Here is a 16,523-nt window from a genome sequence, read left to right as displayed (position 1 = left end):
CCAAGGGGGCAATACTAAGACTCAGGTAATACTCGTCGGGTATGGTACCGGACATAACACAACGCAGGCAGGTTCGCATGAATGATCCAAGAGAAACTTATATGAATACCCTCGTGCCCATGGTGGTCGAACAGACCAGCCGGGGAGAGCGGGCCTATGATATCTTTTCGCGCCTGCTGAAAGAGCGGATCATCTTTCTGAATGGCCCGGTGCATGACGGCATGTCTTCGCTGATCGTGGCGCAGCTGCTGCATCTTGAGGCCGAGAACCCTTCGAAAGAGATCTCGATGTATATCAACTCCCCCGGCGGCGTTGTGACCTCGGGCCTGTCGATTTATGATACCATGCAGTACATCAAACCCAAGGTTTCGACCCTGGTGATTGGCCAGGCGGCCTCTATGGGGTCGTTGCTGCTGACGGCGGGTGAAAAAGGCATGCGTTTCTCGCTGCCCAATTCCCGCGTCATGGTGCACCAGCCATCTGGTGGTTTTCAGGGCCAGGCGACGGATATCATGATTCACGCCGAAGAAACGCTGAAGTTGAAGCGGCGCCTGAACGAGATCTACGTCAAGCACACCGGCCAGGAGCTGGAGAAGGTCGAAGCGGCGCTGGAACGCGACAATTTCATGGATCCCGAAGAAGCCAAGGCCTTTGGTCTGATCGACGAGATTGTTGAAAATCGCGCCAAAGGTGACGACGAGGAGAGCTGAGACTCGCCTGAGTGAACGAACATGTGCCCCGCGTTCGTCGGGGCACATATTTTGACATTGTGGCGGCGGATGGGCTGTCATAAGCTGGCCAAAAGGCGGAGAGCCCGGCGACGCCGGTTGTCCGAGCGGACTGAAAGGTAGACCATGGCGACGAATTCGAGTGGCGACAGCAAGAACACGCTTTACTGCAGCTTCTGTGGCAAAAGCCAACATGAGGTGCGCAAACTGATTGCGGGCCCCACCGTGTTCATCTGCGACGAATGCGTTGAGCTGTGCATGGATATCATCCGGGAGGAAACCAAGGCCTCTGGGTTGAAGGCAACCGATGGTGTGCCGAGCCCGAAAGACATCTGCCAGGTTCTGGATGACTATGTGATTGGTCAGGCCATGGCGAAAAAGGTGCTCTCGGTGGCGGTGCACAACCATTACAAACGGCTGAACCATGCCCAGAAAGCGGGCAGCGATATCGAGCTGGCCAAGTCCAACATCCTGCTGATCGGCCCCACCGGCTGCGGTAAGACCTTGCTGGCGCAGACCTTGGCGCGCATCCTGGATGTGCCCTTTACCATGGCCGATGCCACCACCCTGACAGAGGCAGGCTATGTCGGTGAAGATGTTGAAAACATCATCCTCAAGCTATTGCAGGCCTCTGAATACAATGTTGAACGCGCCCAGCGTGGCATCGTCTATATTGATGAAGTCGACAAGATCACCCGCAAGTCGGAAAACCCGTCTATCACCCGCGATGTTTCGGGCGAGGGGGTGCAGCAGGCGCTGCTGAAACTGATGGAAGGCACCGTTGCGAGCGTGCCACCGCAGGGCGGGCGCAAGCACCCACAGCAGGAATTCCTGCAGGTCGACACCACCAATATCCTGTTCATCTGCGGCGGCGCTTTTGCTGGTTTGGATCGAATCATCGCGCAGCGCGGCAAGGGGTCCGCCATGGGTTTTGGCGCCGATGTGCGCAACAATGACGACCGCGGCGTTGGCGAAATCTTCCAGGATCTGGAGCCTGAAGATCTGCTGAAATTTGGTCTGATCCCTGAATTTGTTGGTCGTCTGCCGGTTCTGGCAACACTGGAGGATCTGGACGAAGATGCCCTGGTGACCATCCTGACCAAGCCAAAGAACGCGCTGGTAAAACAGTATCAGCGCCTGTTTGAGCTGGAAGACACCGAGCTGGACTTTACCGAAGAGGCGCTAAGCGCTATCGCCAAGCGCGCGATTGAGCGTAAAACCGGTGCCCGTGGCCTGCGCTCTATTCTTGAGGATCTGCTGCTGGAAACCATGTTTGAGCTGCCCGGCATGGAAAGCGTCACCAAGGTTGTGGTCAACGAAGAGGCGGTCATATCCGATGCCCAGCCCTTGATGATCTACACCGATGCAGAAGCAGAAAAAGAGCCCGCGTCAGCGAGCTGATCCTGTGATCCTGGGAAGCTGAACCGTGATCTGTTTTGAACGGCCAATGTCTTGATGACATTGGCCGTTTTCTATTGGCTAGGGGGGGTATACAGGTGAATGGGGCCTTAGCCTACGGGAGTTGCGGCCTCGGGGGCTTTGCCCCATCGCGCCCGTTGGGCGCTCCCCCCAGGATGTATTGGGCCAAATGAAAGGAACAGGGAATGGCTAGGATCAGACGTATTTCATCAGGTGGAGAATTTGAGGCCAAGGTCGGCTATTGCCGGGCTGTGGTGGCGGGCGGTTTTGTGCATGTTGCAGGCACCGTTGGCCAGGGCGAGGATGTGCTGAGCCAGTGTCAGTCAGCACTGGACATCATCGGTAAGGCCCTTGCGGAGGTGGGGGGCTCTTTTGCGGATGTGGTGCGGGTGAACTACTATCTGCCAGACGCCAGCGAGTTTGCGCCCTGCTGGCCGCTGCTGGCGGAAACATTTGGCGCCAACCCGCCCGCCGCCACCATGATTGAGACGGGGCTGATTGATCCTAAATACCGCATCGAGATCGAAGTGACTGCGCTGGCACCGCGTTCTGTTGTTGCCGGAGATCGAGTTGCGGCTCGGATTGCGGCCACGGATGAGCCCGTTGCGCTGCATCCGGCGATCCCGATCATTCGTTGCTTTGATGGGGGCAAAGCGCAGGATTTCTACCTGGATTACCTGGGGTTTTGCGTCGATTGGGAGCATAGGCACGCGCCAGACCTGCCGCTTTATCAACAGGTTTCTCGCTCGGGCTGCCTGCTGCATCTGAGCGAGCATCACGGGGATGCAGCGCCAGGCGGGCGTAGTTTTATCCCCATGCTGGGGCTTGGCGCCTTTCATGCTGAATTGCAGGCGAAAACCTATCCCAACCTGAACCCGGAGATCGAGACGGTTCCCTGGGGGCTGCAGATGACCCTGACGGATCCCTTTGGCAATCGCCTGACCTTTTGCGAGCAAACGGTGCAGGATACCGGACCTTAAGGTCTTCTCGGTAAGTTATGCCAAAACCCGCCAGGGTGCCCCCGTGCGCTGCAAGCCACTGGACCTTTGCGGGAAATTACGTCATACGGTTGAGGAAATCTTCGGAGGCATCCATGGGAATCCTGAATACTCTTTTGCGCGCTGTGACATGGTGGAACGGTCAGACGCTGAACACCCAGATCTTTACCGCGCGTAAGGGCGTAAAAGTGGGTGAGGATGATCAGGGCAATGTGTTTTATCACACAGCCGATGACAGCCGCCGTTGGGTGATCTTTAATGGCGAGGTCGAAGCCTCGCGTATTGGTGCCGACTGGCATGGCTGGTTACACCGCACCTTTGATGAATTGCCCAGCAAAAAGCCACTGGTTCACAAGGACTGGGAAAAGCCGCATCAGGAAAACCTGACGGGCACCCTTCAGGCCTATGCTCCGGCCGGGTCGATCCGCGCAGGGGGCAGCCCGAAGCCGCGCAGCGATTACGAGGCCTGGGCCCCGGAATAAGGTGCAGTCCGCGCCTGGGCCCTCTGGGCCTTGCGTATTTTCAGGGCCTTACGGCGCTTTGCCCTTTGGTCCGTTTGTTTGATTTCCCCCAAAGATCTAGGCTGAGACCCCAATGTCGCACAATACAACTGAAGTTCTGGCCGGTGGCGTGGTTCTGGCCGTCGCCCTTGGATTTGCCGTCTACGCCGGGCAGGTTGCCGGGTTATCCGCTGCAAGGGGTGGTTATGAGCTGGCGGCTTCTTTCCGTTCTTTGGAAGGGGTGAGCGTCGGCACGGATGTGCGCCTGGCCGGTGTCAAGATTGGCACGGTGACGGGCGTTGATCTCAACCCGCAGACCTTTCGCGCCGATACCCGTTTTTCGGTGCTAGAGGGGATTGAGGTGCCCGACGACAGTTCGGTGATCATTTCCTCCGAAGGTCTGTTGGGCGGGAATTTTGTAGAGATTATGCCGGGGGGATCGCCGTACAATTTTGAACCGGGCGATGAGGTGCTTGATACCCAGGGTGCGGTCAGCCTGATTTCACTGCTGGTCAAATTTGTCTCTGGCAGTGGGGATGATTCGTGAACTTCGGGCGAATAGGTCGATTGCGCCAGCTGGCAGCAGCCTGTGTTCTGGGCCTTGCCGCCTTGCCTGCTGTGGCACAGGAAGAACAGGCCCAACGCGGTGTTTCTGCGGTTTTGCGTGGGCTGGATAAGGTCAACGGTCGAAATGTCGACGTGGATATCCCCACCGGCGGCAGCGCCGAGGTCTTTGGCCTGATCGTCACCCTGACGGAGTGCCGCTATCCGGTAACAAACCCTACAGGCGATGCCTTTGCCTATGTGACCATTCGTGATCCGCAGAATGGCGAGGTGTTCTTTGATGGGTGGATGATTGCCTCTAGCCCGGCGCTGTCAGCGCTGGATCATGCACGCTATGACGTCTGGGTCATTCGCTGCAAGAGCAGCTGAGGCGAGGGAATTTCCGGCGCGGTGAAATCAACCTGCCGCGCAATGGCCTGTGCCAGACGGGCCTTATAGGTCGCACGAGAGATTTCTATCGCCCCCAGAGAGGCCAGATGCGGCGTCAAAAACTGTGTATCACAGAGCACAAAGCCAGCCTGGCGCAAGCGATCCATCAGATAGGCCAGGGCAATCTTGGATGCGTCCCGCTGCTGCGAAAACATGCTTTCGCCAAAGAAACCGCCCCCCAGCGAGACGCCGTAAAGGCCACCAATTAGCTGGTCCTGCTGCCAGACCTCTAGCGAATGGGCATTGCTCATGGCATGCAGATCCAGGTAGCGGGCGTAGATTTCGTCGTTGATCCAGGTTTCTTGCCGGTCTGCGCAGGCCGCCACCACAGCGCCAAAGGCACGATTGATCGTGATCTCAAACCCGCCGCGCCGGATGGTTTTGGCCAGTGAGCGTGAGATATGAAAGCCTTCGATTGGAAAGATGCCCCGGCGTTTGGGGTCCACCCAAAAGATCTCTTCATCTTCGCGGTGCTCGGCCATTGGAAAGACCCCAATGGAATAGGCATGCAGCAAGAGATCGGGGGTGAGGCTCATCTGGCGAACCGCCTGAAGGTCTGAGGAGAGTATGGGCACAGTGCCGGTAGCAAGGCCATTGGGGCGCAGCCTTGTGCCACGCCCCAAGTCTGATCGGGGTCAGGCCCCGAGGTTTTCTTCCAGCCAGCGTTCCAGCCAATGGATGCCATAGTCGCCAGACTGGACGTCTGGTTCGGCCAGCAGCGCGTGGAACAGCGGCACGGTGGTGTCGATGCCATCAACGATCAGCTCGCCCAGGGCACGGCTGAGGCGCGCCAGGGCTTCGGGACGGTCGCGGCCATGCACGATCAGCTTGCCAATCAGGCTGTCGTAATAGGGCGGGATCGAATAGCCATCATAGAGCGCCGAATCCATCCGCACACCCAGCCCGCCGGGGGCGTGGTAGGCGGTGATCTTGCCGGGGCATGGCGAGAAGTTCGGCAGCTTTTCGGCGTTGATGCGCACCTCGATGGCATGGCCGTTGATCTGCAGATCATCCTGGGTGAAGGACAGTGGCAGCCCGGCAGCAACGCGGATCTGTTCGCGCACCAGATCGACGCCAAAGATGGCTTCGGTCACCGGATGTTCAACCTGCAGGCGGGTGTTCATTTCGATGAAGAAGAATTCGCCCGCTTCATAGAGAAATTCAACGGTCCCGGCGCCAGAGTAGCTCATGGCGGCGACGGCGTCGGCGCAGATCTTGCCGATGCGGGCGCGTTCTTCGGCGGTGATGCAGGGGCCGGGGGCCTCTTCAAACACTTTCTGGTGGCGCCGCTGCAGCGAACAGTCTCGTTCGGCCAGATGCACCCCATTGCCCTTGCCATCGCCAAAGACCTGCACTTCGATGTGACGCGGATTCTGGAGGTATTTCTCCATATAGACTTCGTCATTGCCGAAAGCCGCCTTTGCCTCAGAGCGGGCGGTGGAGAAGGCGACATCGATATCGGCAGCAGAGGTGGCCACCTTCATGCCGCGCCCACCGCCACCGGCGGTCGCCTTGATGATCACGGGGTATCCCATGTCGGCGGCGGCCTTGCGGGCGCTTTCGACATCTGGAACACCACCCTCAGAGCCGGGCACAACCGGGATCCCCAGCGCCTTGGCGGTCTCTTTGGCGGTGATCTTATCGCCCATGGTGCGGATATCGGCAGCCGAGGGGCCGATAAAGGTCAGCCCGTGGTCTTCGATGATCTGCACAAAATTGGCGTTTTCCGACAAAAAGCCGTAGCCGGGGTGCACCGCCTGGGCGCCAGTGATTTCGCAGGCCGAAATGATCGCCGGAATTGATAGGTAGCTTTGCGCGCCCGAGGGCGGGCCAATGCAGACGGATTCATCGGCCATGCGCACATGCATGGCATCGGCATCGGCGGTGGAATGCACCGCAACCGATTTGATGCCCATCTCGCGGCAGGCCCGGATCACGCGCAGCGCAATCTCTCCGCGGTTGGCAATCAGGATCTTGTCAAACATGGGCTGCCCTTACTCGATGATGGCCAGCGGAGATCCGAATTCGACGGCGGCCCCGTCTTCAACCAGGATGCGCTTGACCGTACCGGATTTTGGCGCCGGAATATGGTTCATGGTTTTCATCGCTTCGACGATGAGCAGAGTATCGCCTTCGTTGACCTGTTTGCCAACAGTGATGAAGGCGGGGGCGCCGGGTTCGGCCTGCAGGTAGACGGTGCCAACCATGGGCGATGTGACCGCACCGGGGTGGCTGGCCGGGTCATCGGCAGGGGCGGCTGCTGCGGCAGCGGGGGCCGCGGCGGCAGGGGCGGCGGCAGCTGCGATAGGAACGCTGGCCTGCACGGGCGCGGCGGCGGCCGCGATGGTCTGGCGTGCGACGCGGACATTCAGGCTGTCGTCTTCGCTATAGTCGCGCTTGACCTCTAGCTCGGTCAGATCATTGTCGCGCAGCAATTCGGCCAGTGCCTTGATGAATGCCACATCCGCTTCATGAGTTTTATTTGTCATTTTGTCCTCAGCCGGTTCTGACAGGTCTGCCACATAGGCAGCCAGCAAATTAGATGCGCTTATAGGGTAAGCTTTACCACAAGGAAAGCGCTGTCGATCTGGCACATAAAATGGGCAGGATTGGCAGGATTCGCAATCTCTGCGCTCAAATTAGCGTCAGACATTTGTCTCTACAGGGGCATCCCGCTTAGCTTCGCCACCAATTCCGGCAGCTTGCGGGCACCGAACTTCTGCAACAAATGGGCGCGGTGGGTTTCAATGGTGCGGTAGGACAGGCCCAGCTTTTGGCCGATCTCCTTGGCCGACAGCCCCTTGCAGGTCAGGATCGCCACTTCGCGTTCGCGCGGCGTCAGGCTGACAACAGGTCGGTCTTCGGAAATATCAGCAAAGGACCAGATGCCGGTCCGAAAGGGATCATCAGGCGTAATGGATCGCCCCCGCACCCGGCACCAGAACAATTCACCCGAGCGCCTGCGCATGATGCGTTCGTCATTATAAAGGCCGCTTTTTGCGCCTTCATCCTGCTGCAACAGCGCGCCGATGCGCTGGTAATCTTCCTGGCTGGGATAGAGTTCGGCAATCAGCAGGTCGCTGTACTGAGCAGGGCCACCGCCAAAGGTGGCAGCAAATTGCTGGTTGCACCGGATGATCACCCGGTTTTCCAAAACGGCGAGACCCACAGGGGCATGGTCAAAGGCTATATCGCTCATATTCCCTATTAACCGGGTATTTCTGCGGAATTGAAGGGAAAGCTGCGCCATGAGAGGCTGTTTTTGACAGGCTCATTGTCGCAACGCTCCGGGGAGGGAGTGGGCAGGGCCGTGTATTCAAGGGGAGATGAGGCGATGAATATCGCGCAATGGCTGCAACGGCAGGCGCAAGCAGATGCAGCGCGTCCAGCTATTTTTCTGGGTCAGGATCTGGTGGAAGACTATGCCAGCTTTCATCAAAAGGCAGCCGCAGTGGCGGGGTGGCTCTGTCGGCAGGGGGTGGCCCCCGGCGACCGGGTGGCCCTGTTCATGACGAATTGTCCGGATTATTTGATCACGCTCTATGGTATCTGGTATGCCGGCGCGGCTGCAGTGCCGATCAATGCCAAACTGCACGGGCGCGAGGCGCAGTTCATCCTGCAGGATTCTGGTGCCAAGCTGGTTTTCACCTCGCCCGGTCAGGACCAGGCCCTGGCGCGCTGTGATGGCGATACACCTCGGGTGTCGGTCACGGATGCCGCCTATGCGGACGCCCTGGCCCATGACCCCGTGCAGGCACCGGCGACACGCGATCCGCAGGATCTGGCCTGGCTGTTTTACACCTCTGGCACCACTGGGCGGCCCAAGGGGGTGCAAATCACCCACCGTATGTTGACCATCGTGTCGCTGGGTTATTTTGCCGATGTCGATGCGGCCAGCAGCGCGGATCAAATCCTCTATGCGGCCCCGATGAGCCACGGGGCCGGGCTCTACAATATGCTGCATGTGCGTGTCGGTGCGGCGCATGTCTGCCCGGCCTCGGGCGGGTTTGACGAGATGGAGATCTTTGATCTGGCCGAACATTTTGGCCGGGTGCAGATGTTTGCCGCCCCCACAATGGTGACGCGGATGACCGCCGTGGCCAAGGCGCAGGGCCGGTCGGGCGCAGGCCTGCGCAGTGTGATTTACGCAGGTGGGCCAATGTATCTGGCGGATATCATCGAGGCCGAGGCGCATTTTGGCCCGATCTTCATCCAGATCTACGGTCAGGGGGAATGCCCGATGGGGATCACGGTGTTGACCCGGCAAGAGGTAGGCGATCGCGGCCACCCCAACTGGAAGGGACGTCTGGCCGGAGTGGGGCGGGCGCAAAGCGGGGTGGAGCTGCGCATCGGCACGGCGGATGGCACTCCCTTGCCCTGTGGCACGCTGGGGGAAATCATGGTGCGCGGCGATGCGGTGATGCCGGGCTATTGGAACAACCCCGCCGCCAGCGCCGAAACCCTGAAGGACGGCTGGCTGATGACCGGCGATATGGGGGTTCTGGACGCAGCAGGTTATTTGACCCTACAGGACCGATCGAAGGATCTGATCATTTCCGGCGGGTCCAATGTCTACCCGCGCGAGGTCGAAGAGGCGCTGCTGGCCCATCCGCAGGTGCAGGAGGTCTCGGTTGTCGGGCGGTCGCATGCGGATTGGGGGGAAGAGGTGGTGGCCTTTGTGGTCGGTCAGGTTGGCGAGGCCGAGCTGGATGCCCTGTGCCGCGACCAGATTGCCCGGTTCAAATGCCCCAAGGCCTATATCTTTGTCGCTGAGCTGCCCAAGAACAACTATGGCAAGGTACTAAAGACAGAGCTGCGCCAGCAACTGCACCAAGCCTAACGCCCGCGCGTGTCATGAAAAAGGCCGACCCCGAAGTGGGGGCCGGCCTATTGTTGCTGATCGTGGCAGAGACCTTAGATCGCCAGGTATTCGGATCGCAGGTCGGCATTTTCCAGAACTTCGGCGGCGGTGCCATCAAAGACAATGCCACCAGTGTCGAGAATCACGGCCCGGTCTGCCAGCTCCAGCGCGCGTACGGCGTTTTGTTCCACCAGAATGGTGGTCATGCCCTGTTCCTTGACGTGCATAAGGGTCTTTTCGATCTCATCCACGATTACCGGGGCCAGGCCTTCATAGGGTTCATCCAGCAGCAGCACCTTGATGTCACGGGCCAAGGCACGGGCAATTGCCAGCATCTGCTGTTCGCCGCCCGATAGGGTGATGCCCTCTTGCTTGCGTCGTTCGCCCAGGCGCGGGAACAGATCATAGAGCCGGTCAATCGACCAGCCAATGGGCGGGGCGATCTGCGCCAGCTGCAGGTTTTCCTCAACCGTGAGGCCGGCAATGATGCGGCGATCTTCCGGCACCAGGCCCAGACCGGCTGCGGCGGCTTCATGGCTTTCCATCAGGTGCAGCGGCTGGTGATCCAGCCAGATTTCCCCCTGGGTCACCATGGGCGATCCGGTACGCGCGATGGAGCGCAGGGTAGAGGTCTTGCCAGCACCATTGCGGCCCAACAGTGCCAGGATCTCGCCCTCATGGACGTTAAAGTTGATGCCCTGCACGATATAGCTTTCGCCGTAGTAGGCATGCATATCCCAGACCGACAGAAAGGCCGGAGCGGTGGTTGCCGCATTGGCGTTCTTGGAAAAGTCGGGTTTGACGTTCATCTGTCTTGTCCTTTCTTACTCTGACCCATCCTGACTGGCGTGATGTCCTGTCAGGACGGGCAGGGAGTGTCCGTTCTTATGCCGACTCGCCGAGATAGGCTTCGCGTACCTTGGGGTTGCCACGGATGTTTTGCGGATCATCCTCGACCAGGGGGGTGCCCTGGGCCAGAACGGTGATCCGATCCGCAAGAGAGAACACCACATGCATGTCGTGTTCGATGATGGCGATGGTGATGTCGCGCTGTTCCTTGATCTCTTTCAACAGATCAATGGTGTTGTTGGTATCCGCCCGCGCCATCCCGGCGGTGGGTTCATCCAACAAGAGCAGACGTGGCTCTTGTGACAGGCACATGCCAATCTCAAGGCGCCGTTTGTCCCCCCGCGACAGAGAGGCAGAATGCATGTGCCGCTTGTCCGCCATGTTCATTTCCTCCAGCATTGCCTCGGCTTTTTCCAGCACGTCTTTCTGCGCGGGCACCGAAGAGATGGCATTGAGAGAAAACGCACCATCCCGTTTGGCAAAGCAGGGGATCATCATGTTTTCCAGAACCGAAAGATCCCCAAATATTTCAGGTGTTTGAAACACGCGGCTGATGCCCATCTGGTTGATCTCAAAGGGTTTGCGCCCCAGCACCGACTGGCCATCAAACATGACCGACCCGGTATCAGGAATAAGCTTACCCACAAGACAGTTCAGCAGGGTGGATTTGCCCGCGCCATTTGGTCCGATAATGGCGTGGACGGTGTTTTCCTTGACGCTGAGATTCACATCCCCCAGCGCCTGCAGGCCACCAAAGCGTTTGCCTACGTTTTTGACTTCAAGAATACCCATCAATCCGTCTCCTTATTCCGCAGGGGTTTTTGTGGCAGAGGTGGAGTCGTCCTTGTTCTTGCGACCCTTCACCCATTTGCCAATGCGTTGACCACCTTCGACCAGGCCACCTGGGAGGAAGACCACAACCAGCATGAACATGATACCCAGAGTCAGATGCCAGCCTTTGCCGATGAAAGGATGCACGATGAAGACGACAAAATCTTCCAGCCCGTCGGGCATAAAGGCGAACCAGTTGTGCAACACGGTGTCATTGATCTTTGAGAAGATATTCTCAAAGTATTTGATGAAACCAGCGCCCAGAACCGGGCCGATCAATGTGCCCGCACCGCCGAGGATGGTCATCAGAACAACCTCGCCCGAGGCGGTCCACTGCATGCGCTCCGCACCAGCCAGCGGATCCATCGAGGCCATCAGACCACCGGCCAGACCCGCATACATGCCAGAGATCACAAAGGCGGCAAGGGTGTAGGGTTTGGTGTTGAGACCGGTGTAGTTCATCCGCTGCTGGTTGGACTTCACAGCCCGCAGCATCATGCCAAAGGGCGAGCGGAAGATGCGGATCGATAGATAGAAGGCCGCCAGCAGAACCAAGGCACAGAGGTAGTATCCGACGTTGAACTGGAAGGCCCAGGGGCCAACAACCATTTCAAAGGTTGAACGCATTTCCAGACCAAACAGGCTGGTTACCGGAATTGATCCGTCAGCGGTGGCCGAAACACCCAGGATACGGGGATCATCCAGCGTCAGTTGCAGACCGGTTTCACCATTGGTGATGGGGGTCAGAACCGAATAGGCCAGGTTAAAGGACATCTGTGCAAAGGCCAGCGTCAGGATCGAGAAGTAGATGCCCGAGCGCCGCAGCGAGACAAAGCCAATGAGCAGCGCAAACAGCCCCGAAATTGCTACCGACAGCAGGATGGCAGGCACCACGTTCATGCTCAGCAGTTTGAACATCCAAACGGCAGAGTAGGAGCCGACCCCCAGAAAGGCCGCGTGACCAAAGGAGAGATAACCGGTGAGGCCAAAGAGAATATTGAAACCGATGGCAAAGATGCCAAAGATCACAAAGCGTTGCATCAGATCCGGGTAGCCCGCATTGAACTGCGCCATGGCGCTGCCCGTGGGGAATGGATTGAGGATGAAGGGTGCAAAAAGCGTCAGTACAGCGACGATGATCAGCATCCGAGTATCTTTATTATCAAGTCCGAACATGTGCTTATTCCTCCATCACACCTTTGCGGCCCATCAGACCCCGCGGACGGGTGAGCAAGATTATGATCGCGACCACATAGATGATGATCTGGTCGATACCGGGCAGGATGGATTTGATTTCATTCATCGAGGCAAAGCTTTCCAGAATGCCGAGCAGGAAACCGGCCAGCACGGCGCCGGGCAGAGAGCCCATGCCGCCAACAACAACCACCACAAAGCTGAGCACCAGAAAATCCATGCCCATGTGGTAGTTGGGCGAATTGATCGGGGTGTACATCACCCCGGCAAGGCCGGCGACGGCGGCCGCAATCCCAAACATGATGGTAAAGCGGCGATCAATATTGATCCCCAACAGGCCAACAGTTTCGCGATCAGCCATGCCTGCCCGCACAACCATCCCAAAGGTGGTGAACTGCAGGAAGGAAAAGATCGCGCCGATAACAGCAACCGAAAAGAAGAAATAGACGATGCGCCAGACTGGGTAGACGATATCCATGCCCAGCAATGCGCCCACATTGGCAACGCCGCTCAGCGCTTCAGGGGAAGGTGTCTGGATTGGATTGGCACCGTAGAAATATTTGATCACCTCTTGCAGCACGATGGCCAGGCCAAAGGTCACCAGGATCTGATCTGCATGTTCGCGCTTGTAAAAATGCTTGATCAGCCCGCGTTCCATGACAAAACCGATTAAGACCATGATCGGGATCGCAAAGAGAATGGCGATGGGCACCGCCCAGTCTATTATCGTGCCGCCAATTTCGGGGCCGAACCAACTCTCCACATAGGGTGTTTTTACCTTCAGCGGGTTGCCGAGAAAGTCTTTCTGGCTTTCGTCGACCATCTCGTAGCTGAGGCTAAGAAGGCGCTGCACGGTGACGGCGCAGAAGGCACCAATCATGAACAGGGCGCCATGCGCAAAGTTCACCACGCCCAGCGTGCCAAAAATGAGTGTCAGGCCTAGCGCGATCAGCGCATAGGCAGAGCCTTTGTCCAGCCCGTTTAAAATTTGCAATAGGATTGCGTCCATAGTCCCCACCCTTGGGTTCTTCGATGTGGAAGTGGTGGATTCCGACCCTGCGAGGCCTCATGCCCCGTCTTAACGGCACGCCCACACGGCAATAGCCGCGCCAGGTGAAACCGGGATGTCAGAATGAAGATAATGCGCCGGGCGCTAAAGCAAGCGCCCGGCTATGACTACCTGAATTAGGCGCCCGGGTTACAGCTGCCCAATGCACCGCCCGCGAACATCGGGTGATCCGCAGGATAGGTAACCTGTGCTGCAGGTGTGACTTCAACCACTTCAAGAAGGTCAAACTCGGACGTGGGGTTTTCTTTACCACGTACAACCAGAACGTCTTTGAAGCACTGGTGGTCTTCGGCCCGATAAAGCGTCTTGCCGTTGCCCAGGCCGTCGAATTCAAAGCCTTCCAGGGCTTCGACAACAGCGCAGGGGTTGAACGAACCCGCGCGCGAAACCGCATCTGCATAGAGCATGGTCTGGCAATAAACAGTGTGTGCCGCCTGGCTGGGTGGGAAGCCGTATTTGGTGCCGAAGGAGCGCACAAAGGCCTGGCTGCCTTCGTCCTGCAGCGACCAGTGCCAGTTGGTGGAGCCGTGGATGCCTTTAACGTTGGCTCCGGCACCTTTGGCCATTAGACGCGAATAGAGCGGAACAACGATTTCGAAGTTCTTGCCATTCACAACCTTCTCACGCAGGCCAAACTGAACCGCGTTGGTCAGCGAGTTCACCATGTTGCCGCCGTAGTGGTTCAGAACCAGCACGTCTGCACCAGAGTTCAGCACTGGGGCGATATAGGACGAGAAGTCGGTGGCAGCCAGTGGCGTACGCACCTTTTCGACCGTGTTCCAGCCCAGGGCTTCGGTTGCCGCCGCGATGCTTTCTTCCTGGGTCCAGCCCCAGGTGTAGTCTGCGGTCAGGTGATAGGCGTTGCGGTCGGTGCCATAGAGGTTCTTCAGCACAGGCGCCAGCGCCGCTGCCGACATGTAACCGTTAAAGAAGTGACGGAAACCATTGGCTTTCTTGTCTTTACCGGTGGTGTCGTTGGAATGTGTCAGACCGGCCATGAAGATAACGCCAGCTTCCTGGCACAGGCCCTGAACGGCGATTGCCACCCCGGAGGACGAGCCACCGGTGATCATCACGGCGCCGTCTTTTTCGATCATCGACTTGGCCGAGGCGCGTGCCGCATCAGATTTTGTCTGCGTGTCGCCAGTGACGAATTTGACTTCCTTGCCCAGGATGCCATTGCCCTGCAATTCTTTGGACGAGAAGGTGTTCATCATGCCGCCGTCGCCGCCGCCATTCAGATGTTCAACCGCCAGCCGATAGGCACGCAGCTCATCCGCGCCCTCATCCGCATAGGGGCCGGTCTGTGGAACGTTGAAGCCCAGGGTTACCGAACTTCCGGTTGGGTCATTCGTGAAAGCAGCTGCGGAAGACGCAGTGAAAATTGTTGGAAGCGCAAGGCCAGTGCCAGCAAGAGCACCTGTCTTCAGGACTCCGCGACGCGAGAAATCTGACTTGGACATTTAATCCTCCCTTATGTGTAAAACGCCGGGCAGCTCCTCACTTCTGCGCAACGTCTGCACGATTTGTGCAAAATCAGTATGAGAGCCTGTTGTAAAATTTCGCAATAAAACCCTTGAAATGATGGCCTATTCTGTAAACAAATGCACAGTATGCCGGTGGGTTCTGTAAATTTTCTTATATTGCAGCGCAGAAAGCCGTTGAAAAGGTGTGATTTTGACAGGGAGCCCACAATGGCGCGCGACACGCTGACAGGCAGCCGGATTCGGGAACGTCGTTTGATCCTGGGCATTCGCCAAGCAGAGCTGGCCCGCAAAGCTGGCATCTCGGCCTCTTACCTTAATCTGATCGAACATAACCGGCGTAGAATCGGTGGTAAACTGCTGGTGGACCTGGCGCATGTGCTGGGGGTGGAACCCTCGATGCTGAGCGAAGGCGCCGAGGCGGCACTGATTTCCGCCCTGCGCGAGGCGGCGGCGGATGCGAGCACCCCGGTGGCAGAGCTGGACCGCGCGGATGAGTTCGCCGGGCGCTTTCCTGGCTGGGCTGAAGTGCTGGCCAACAATCACCAGCGGATTGCACGGCTGGAACGTACGGTTGAAACTTTGTCAGATCGGCTGACCCATGATCCGCATCTTGCCGCGTCGCTGCACGAGGTGTTGTCAACGGCAGCGGCCATTCGCTCTACCGCATCGATCCTGGCTGAAACCGGAGAGCTAGAGGCCGAATGGCGCGATCGGTTCCACAAAAACCTGAATGAAGATTCGTTGCGATTGGCCGAAAGCAGCCGGGCCCTGGTGAATTTTCTTGATGAGAGCGATAGCAGCGCCGAACGGCGCGGGGTGCCACAGGAAGAGGCCGAGGAATTCTTGCTGGTCCATGGCTATCATTTCCCGGAACTGGAAGAGGGGCGCAGTGATCCGGCCAGTGTGGTGGCGGCTGCACCGCAATTGGTCAGCGAGGCCGCGCGGGGGATCGCCCGCCGGGTGCTGGAACAATATCAACGGGATGCGCAGAAAATGCCGCTGCAGGCAGTGACCAGGCTGATCCAGGCCGAGGGGTTGGATGCCTCTGCTCTGGCGCGTCACTTTGGGGTGAAACTGCCTGTGGTGCTCCGGCGTCTTGGGGTTTTGCCAAGCGAGGTGCTGGGGCAGGAAGCAGGGCTTGTGATCTGCGATGCCTCTGGGTCTTTGTTGTTTCGCAAGCCAGTTGCCGGATTTGCTCTGCCGCGCTTTGGGGCTTCTTGTCCACTCTGGCCGCTTTATACCGCGTTGCAGCGGCCGGATGTGCCGCTGCGCCGCAATGTGGTGCAGCAGGGCCGTAGCGCGCTGGGGTTTGAATGCCTGGCGGTGGCCTGGGACCACGTTCCCGGTTCCTTTGATCGTGATCCGCTTTATCATGCGGTGATGCTGATCCTGCCGCGGCGCGAAGTCCCAGCGGATGCGCAGGCGGTGGGGGGCAGCTGCCGTATCTGCCCGCGCCAAACCTGTGATGCCCGGCGTGAACCTTCGATCCTGAAGGAAGAGTTTTGACAGGCGCCAGTCGGCGCGGCTAGTCTGCCTTGGGAAAAGAACGCGGTTTTGGCAAGGGCTGCCCGAACAACCTGCCGTGCCAGCCCAC

The 16,523-nt window shown here is 58.4% G+C and carries 17 protein-coding genes and 1 pseudogene; 9 read left to right on the top strand and 9 right to left on the bottom strand.

Going from position 1 to position 16,523, the window contains the following annotated elements:
• The first annotated feature begins 77 nt into the window (after positions 1-77).
• From P2081_RS08905 to P2081_RS08875, 7 genes and pseudogenes are all read left to right on the top strand, one after another.
• Entirely contained in the window at positions 78-710 is a 633-nt protein-coding gene (locus tag P2081_RS08905; protein ID WP_232402097.1) for an ATP-dependent Clp protease proteolytic subunit, read from the top strand.
• Between the two features lie 144 nt (positions 711-854).
• A complete protein-coding gene (gene clpX / locus P2081_RS08900; protein ID WP_278922520.1) occupies positions 855-2,129 on the top strand; it encodes an ATP-dependent Clp protease ATP-binding subunit ClpX in 1,275 nt (424 codons plus the stop codon).
• Positions 2,130-2,332: 203 nt separating this feature from the next.
• A pseudogene (locus P2081_RS08895) lies at positions 2,333-2,692 on the top strand (RidA family protein); the annotation flags it as partial.
• Positions 2,675-3,127 carry a glyoxalase superfamily protein gene (locus P2081_RS08890; protein ID WP_313790337.1) on the top strand — a complete coding sequence of 151 codons (453 nt, stop codon included), beginning with the start codon at positions 2,675-2,677 and terminating at the stop codon, positions 3,125-3,127. The pseudogene P2081_RS08895 and the gene P2081_RS08890, both read left to right, overlap by 18 nt.
• A gap of 113 nt (positions 3,128-3,240) precedes the next feature.
• Positions 3,241-3,627 carry an NADH:ubiquinone oxidoreductase subunit NDUFA12 gene (locus tag P2081_RS08885; protein ID WP_278922519.1) on the top strand — a complete coding sequence of 129 codons (387 nt, stop codon included), beginning with the start codon at positions 3,241-3,243 and terminating at the stop codon, positions 3,625-3,627.
• 112 nt (positions 3,628-3,739) lie between these two features.
• Entirely contained in the window at positions 3,740-4,192 is a 453-nt protein-coding gene (gene mlaD, locus P2081_RS08880; protein WP_278922518.1) for an outer membrane lipid asymmetry maintenance protein MlaD, read from the top strand.
• Between the two features lie 47 nt (positions 4,193-4,239).
• Positions 4,240-4,578, top strand: a complete 339-nt coding sequence (locus P2081_RS08875) for a DUF2155 domain-containing protein (RefSeq protein WP_278922674.1) — start codon at positions 4,240-4,242, stop codon at positions 4,576-4,578.
• Here P2081_RS08875 and aat read toward each other — a convergent pair.
• The 4 genes from aat to P2081_RS08855 form a co-directional block, all read right to left on the bottom strand.
• Complete coding sequence (gene aat / locus P2081_RS08870) at positions 4,542-5,174, bottom strand: leucyl/phenylalanyl-tRNA--protein transferase (RefSeq protein WP_278922517.1); 633 nt, start codon at positions 5,172-5,174, stop codon at positions 4,542-4,544. The genes P2081_RS08875 and aat overlap by 37 nt on opposite strands.
• A gap of 99 nt (positions 5,175-5,273) precedes the next feature.
• Complete coding sequence (gene accC / locus P2081_RS08865) at positions 5,274-6,623, bottom strand: acetyl-CoA carboxylase biotin carboxylase subunit (protein ID WP_278922516.1); 1,350 nt, start codon at positions 6,621-6,623, stop codon at positions 5,274-5,276.
• 9 nt (positions 6,624-6,632) lie between these two features.
• Positions 6,633-7,127, bottom strand: coding sequence for an acetyl-CoA carboxylase biotin carboxyl carrier protein (gene accB / locus P2081_RS08860; RefSeq protein ID WP_278922515.1), 495 nt, complete (start codon positions 7,125-7,127; stop codon positions 6,633-6,635).
• A 170-nt stretch (positions 7,128-7,297) separates the two neighbouring features.
• Positions 7,298-7,837 carry a PAS and helix-turn-helix domain-containing protein gene (locus tag P2081_RS08855; protein WP_278922514.1) on the bottom strand — a complete coding sequence of 180 codons (540 nt, stop codon included), beginning with the start codon at positions 7,835-7,837 and terminating at the stop codon, positions 7,298-7,300.
• 135 nt (positions 7,838-7,972) lie between these two features.
• On the opposite strand from P2081_RS08855, the gene P2081_RS08850 reads away from it, so the two are divergent.
• Positions 7,973-9,478: a class I adenylate-forming enzyme family protein gene (locus P2081_RS08850; RefSeq protein ID WP_278922513.1), complete on the top strand. Its 1,506-nt coding sequence runs from the start codon at positions 7,973-7,975 to the stop codon at positions 9,476-9,478.
• A gap of 74 nt (positions 9,479-9,552) precedes the next feature.
• Here P2081_RS08850 and P2081_RS08845 read toward each other — a convergent pair whose 3' ends face one another.
• The 5 genes from P2081_RS08845 to P2081_RS08825 all read right to left on the bottom strand — a co-directional run bounded on the left by P2081_RS08845 (position 9,553) and on the right by P2081_RS08825 (position 14,905).
• Positions 9,553-10,308: an ABC transporter ATP-binding protein gene (locus P2081_RS08845; protein WP_278922512.1), complete on the bottom strand. Its 756-nt coding sequence runs from the start codon at positions 10,306-10,308 to the stop codon at positions 9,553-9,555.
• A gap of 76 nt (positions 10,309-10,384) precedes the next feature.
• Positions 10,385-11,140 carry an ABC transporter ATP-binding protein gene (locus tag P2081_RS08840; RefSeq protein ID WP_278922511.1) on the bottom strand — a complete coding sequence of 252 codons (756 nt, stop codon included), beginning with the start codon at positions 11,138-11,140 and terminating at the stop codon, positions 10,385-10,387.
• A gap of 12 nt (positions 11,141-11,152) precedes the next feature.
• On the bottom strand, positions 11,153-12,355 hold the full coding sequence (locus P2081_RS08835) for a branched-chain amino acid ABC transporter permease (RefSeq protein WP_278922510.1): 1,203 nt from the start codon (positions 12,353-12,355) through the stop codon (positions 11,153-11,155).
• Between the two features lie 4 nt (positions 12,356-12,359).
• On the bottom strand, positions 12,360-13,382 hold the full coding sequence (locus P2081_RS08830; RefSeq protein ID WP_278922509.1) for a branched-chain amino acid ABC transporter permease: 1,023 nt from the start codon (positions 13,380-13,382) through the stop codon (positions 12,360-12,362).
• A gap of 176 nt (positions 13,383-13,558) precedes the next feature.
• Complete coding sequence (locus P2081_RS08825; RefSeq protein ID WP_278922508.1) at positions 13,559-14,905, bottom strand: substrate-binding protein; 1,347 nt, start codon at positions 14,903-14,905, stop codon at positions 13,559-13,561.
• Between the two features lie 231 nt (positions 14,906-15,136).
• Between P2081_RS08825 and P2081_RS08820 the strand changes: the two genes are divergently transcribed.
• On the top strand, positions 15,137-16,435 hold the full coding sequence (locus tag P2081_RS08820) for a helix-turn-helix domain-containing protein (RefSeq protein WP_278922507.1): 1,299 nt from the start codon (positions 15,137-15,139) through the stop codon (positions 16,433-16,435).
• The last annotated feature ends 88 nt before the right edge of the window (positions 16,436-16,523 follow it).

The organism is Pseudophaeobacter profundi (assembly GCF_029697505.1).
GTDB lineage: Bacteria > Pseudomonadota > Alphaproteobacteria > Rhodobacterales > Rhodobacteraceae > Pseudophaeobacter > Pseudophaeobacter profundi.
The sequence above is the reverse complement of the archived record's forward strand: the minus strand, read 5'-3'. Positions and strand labels throughout refer to the sequence as shown.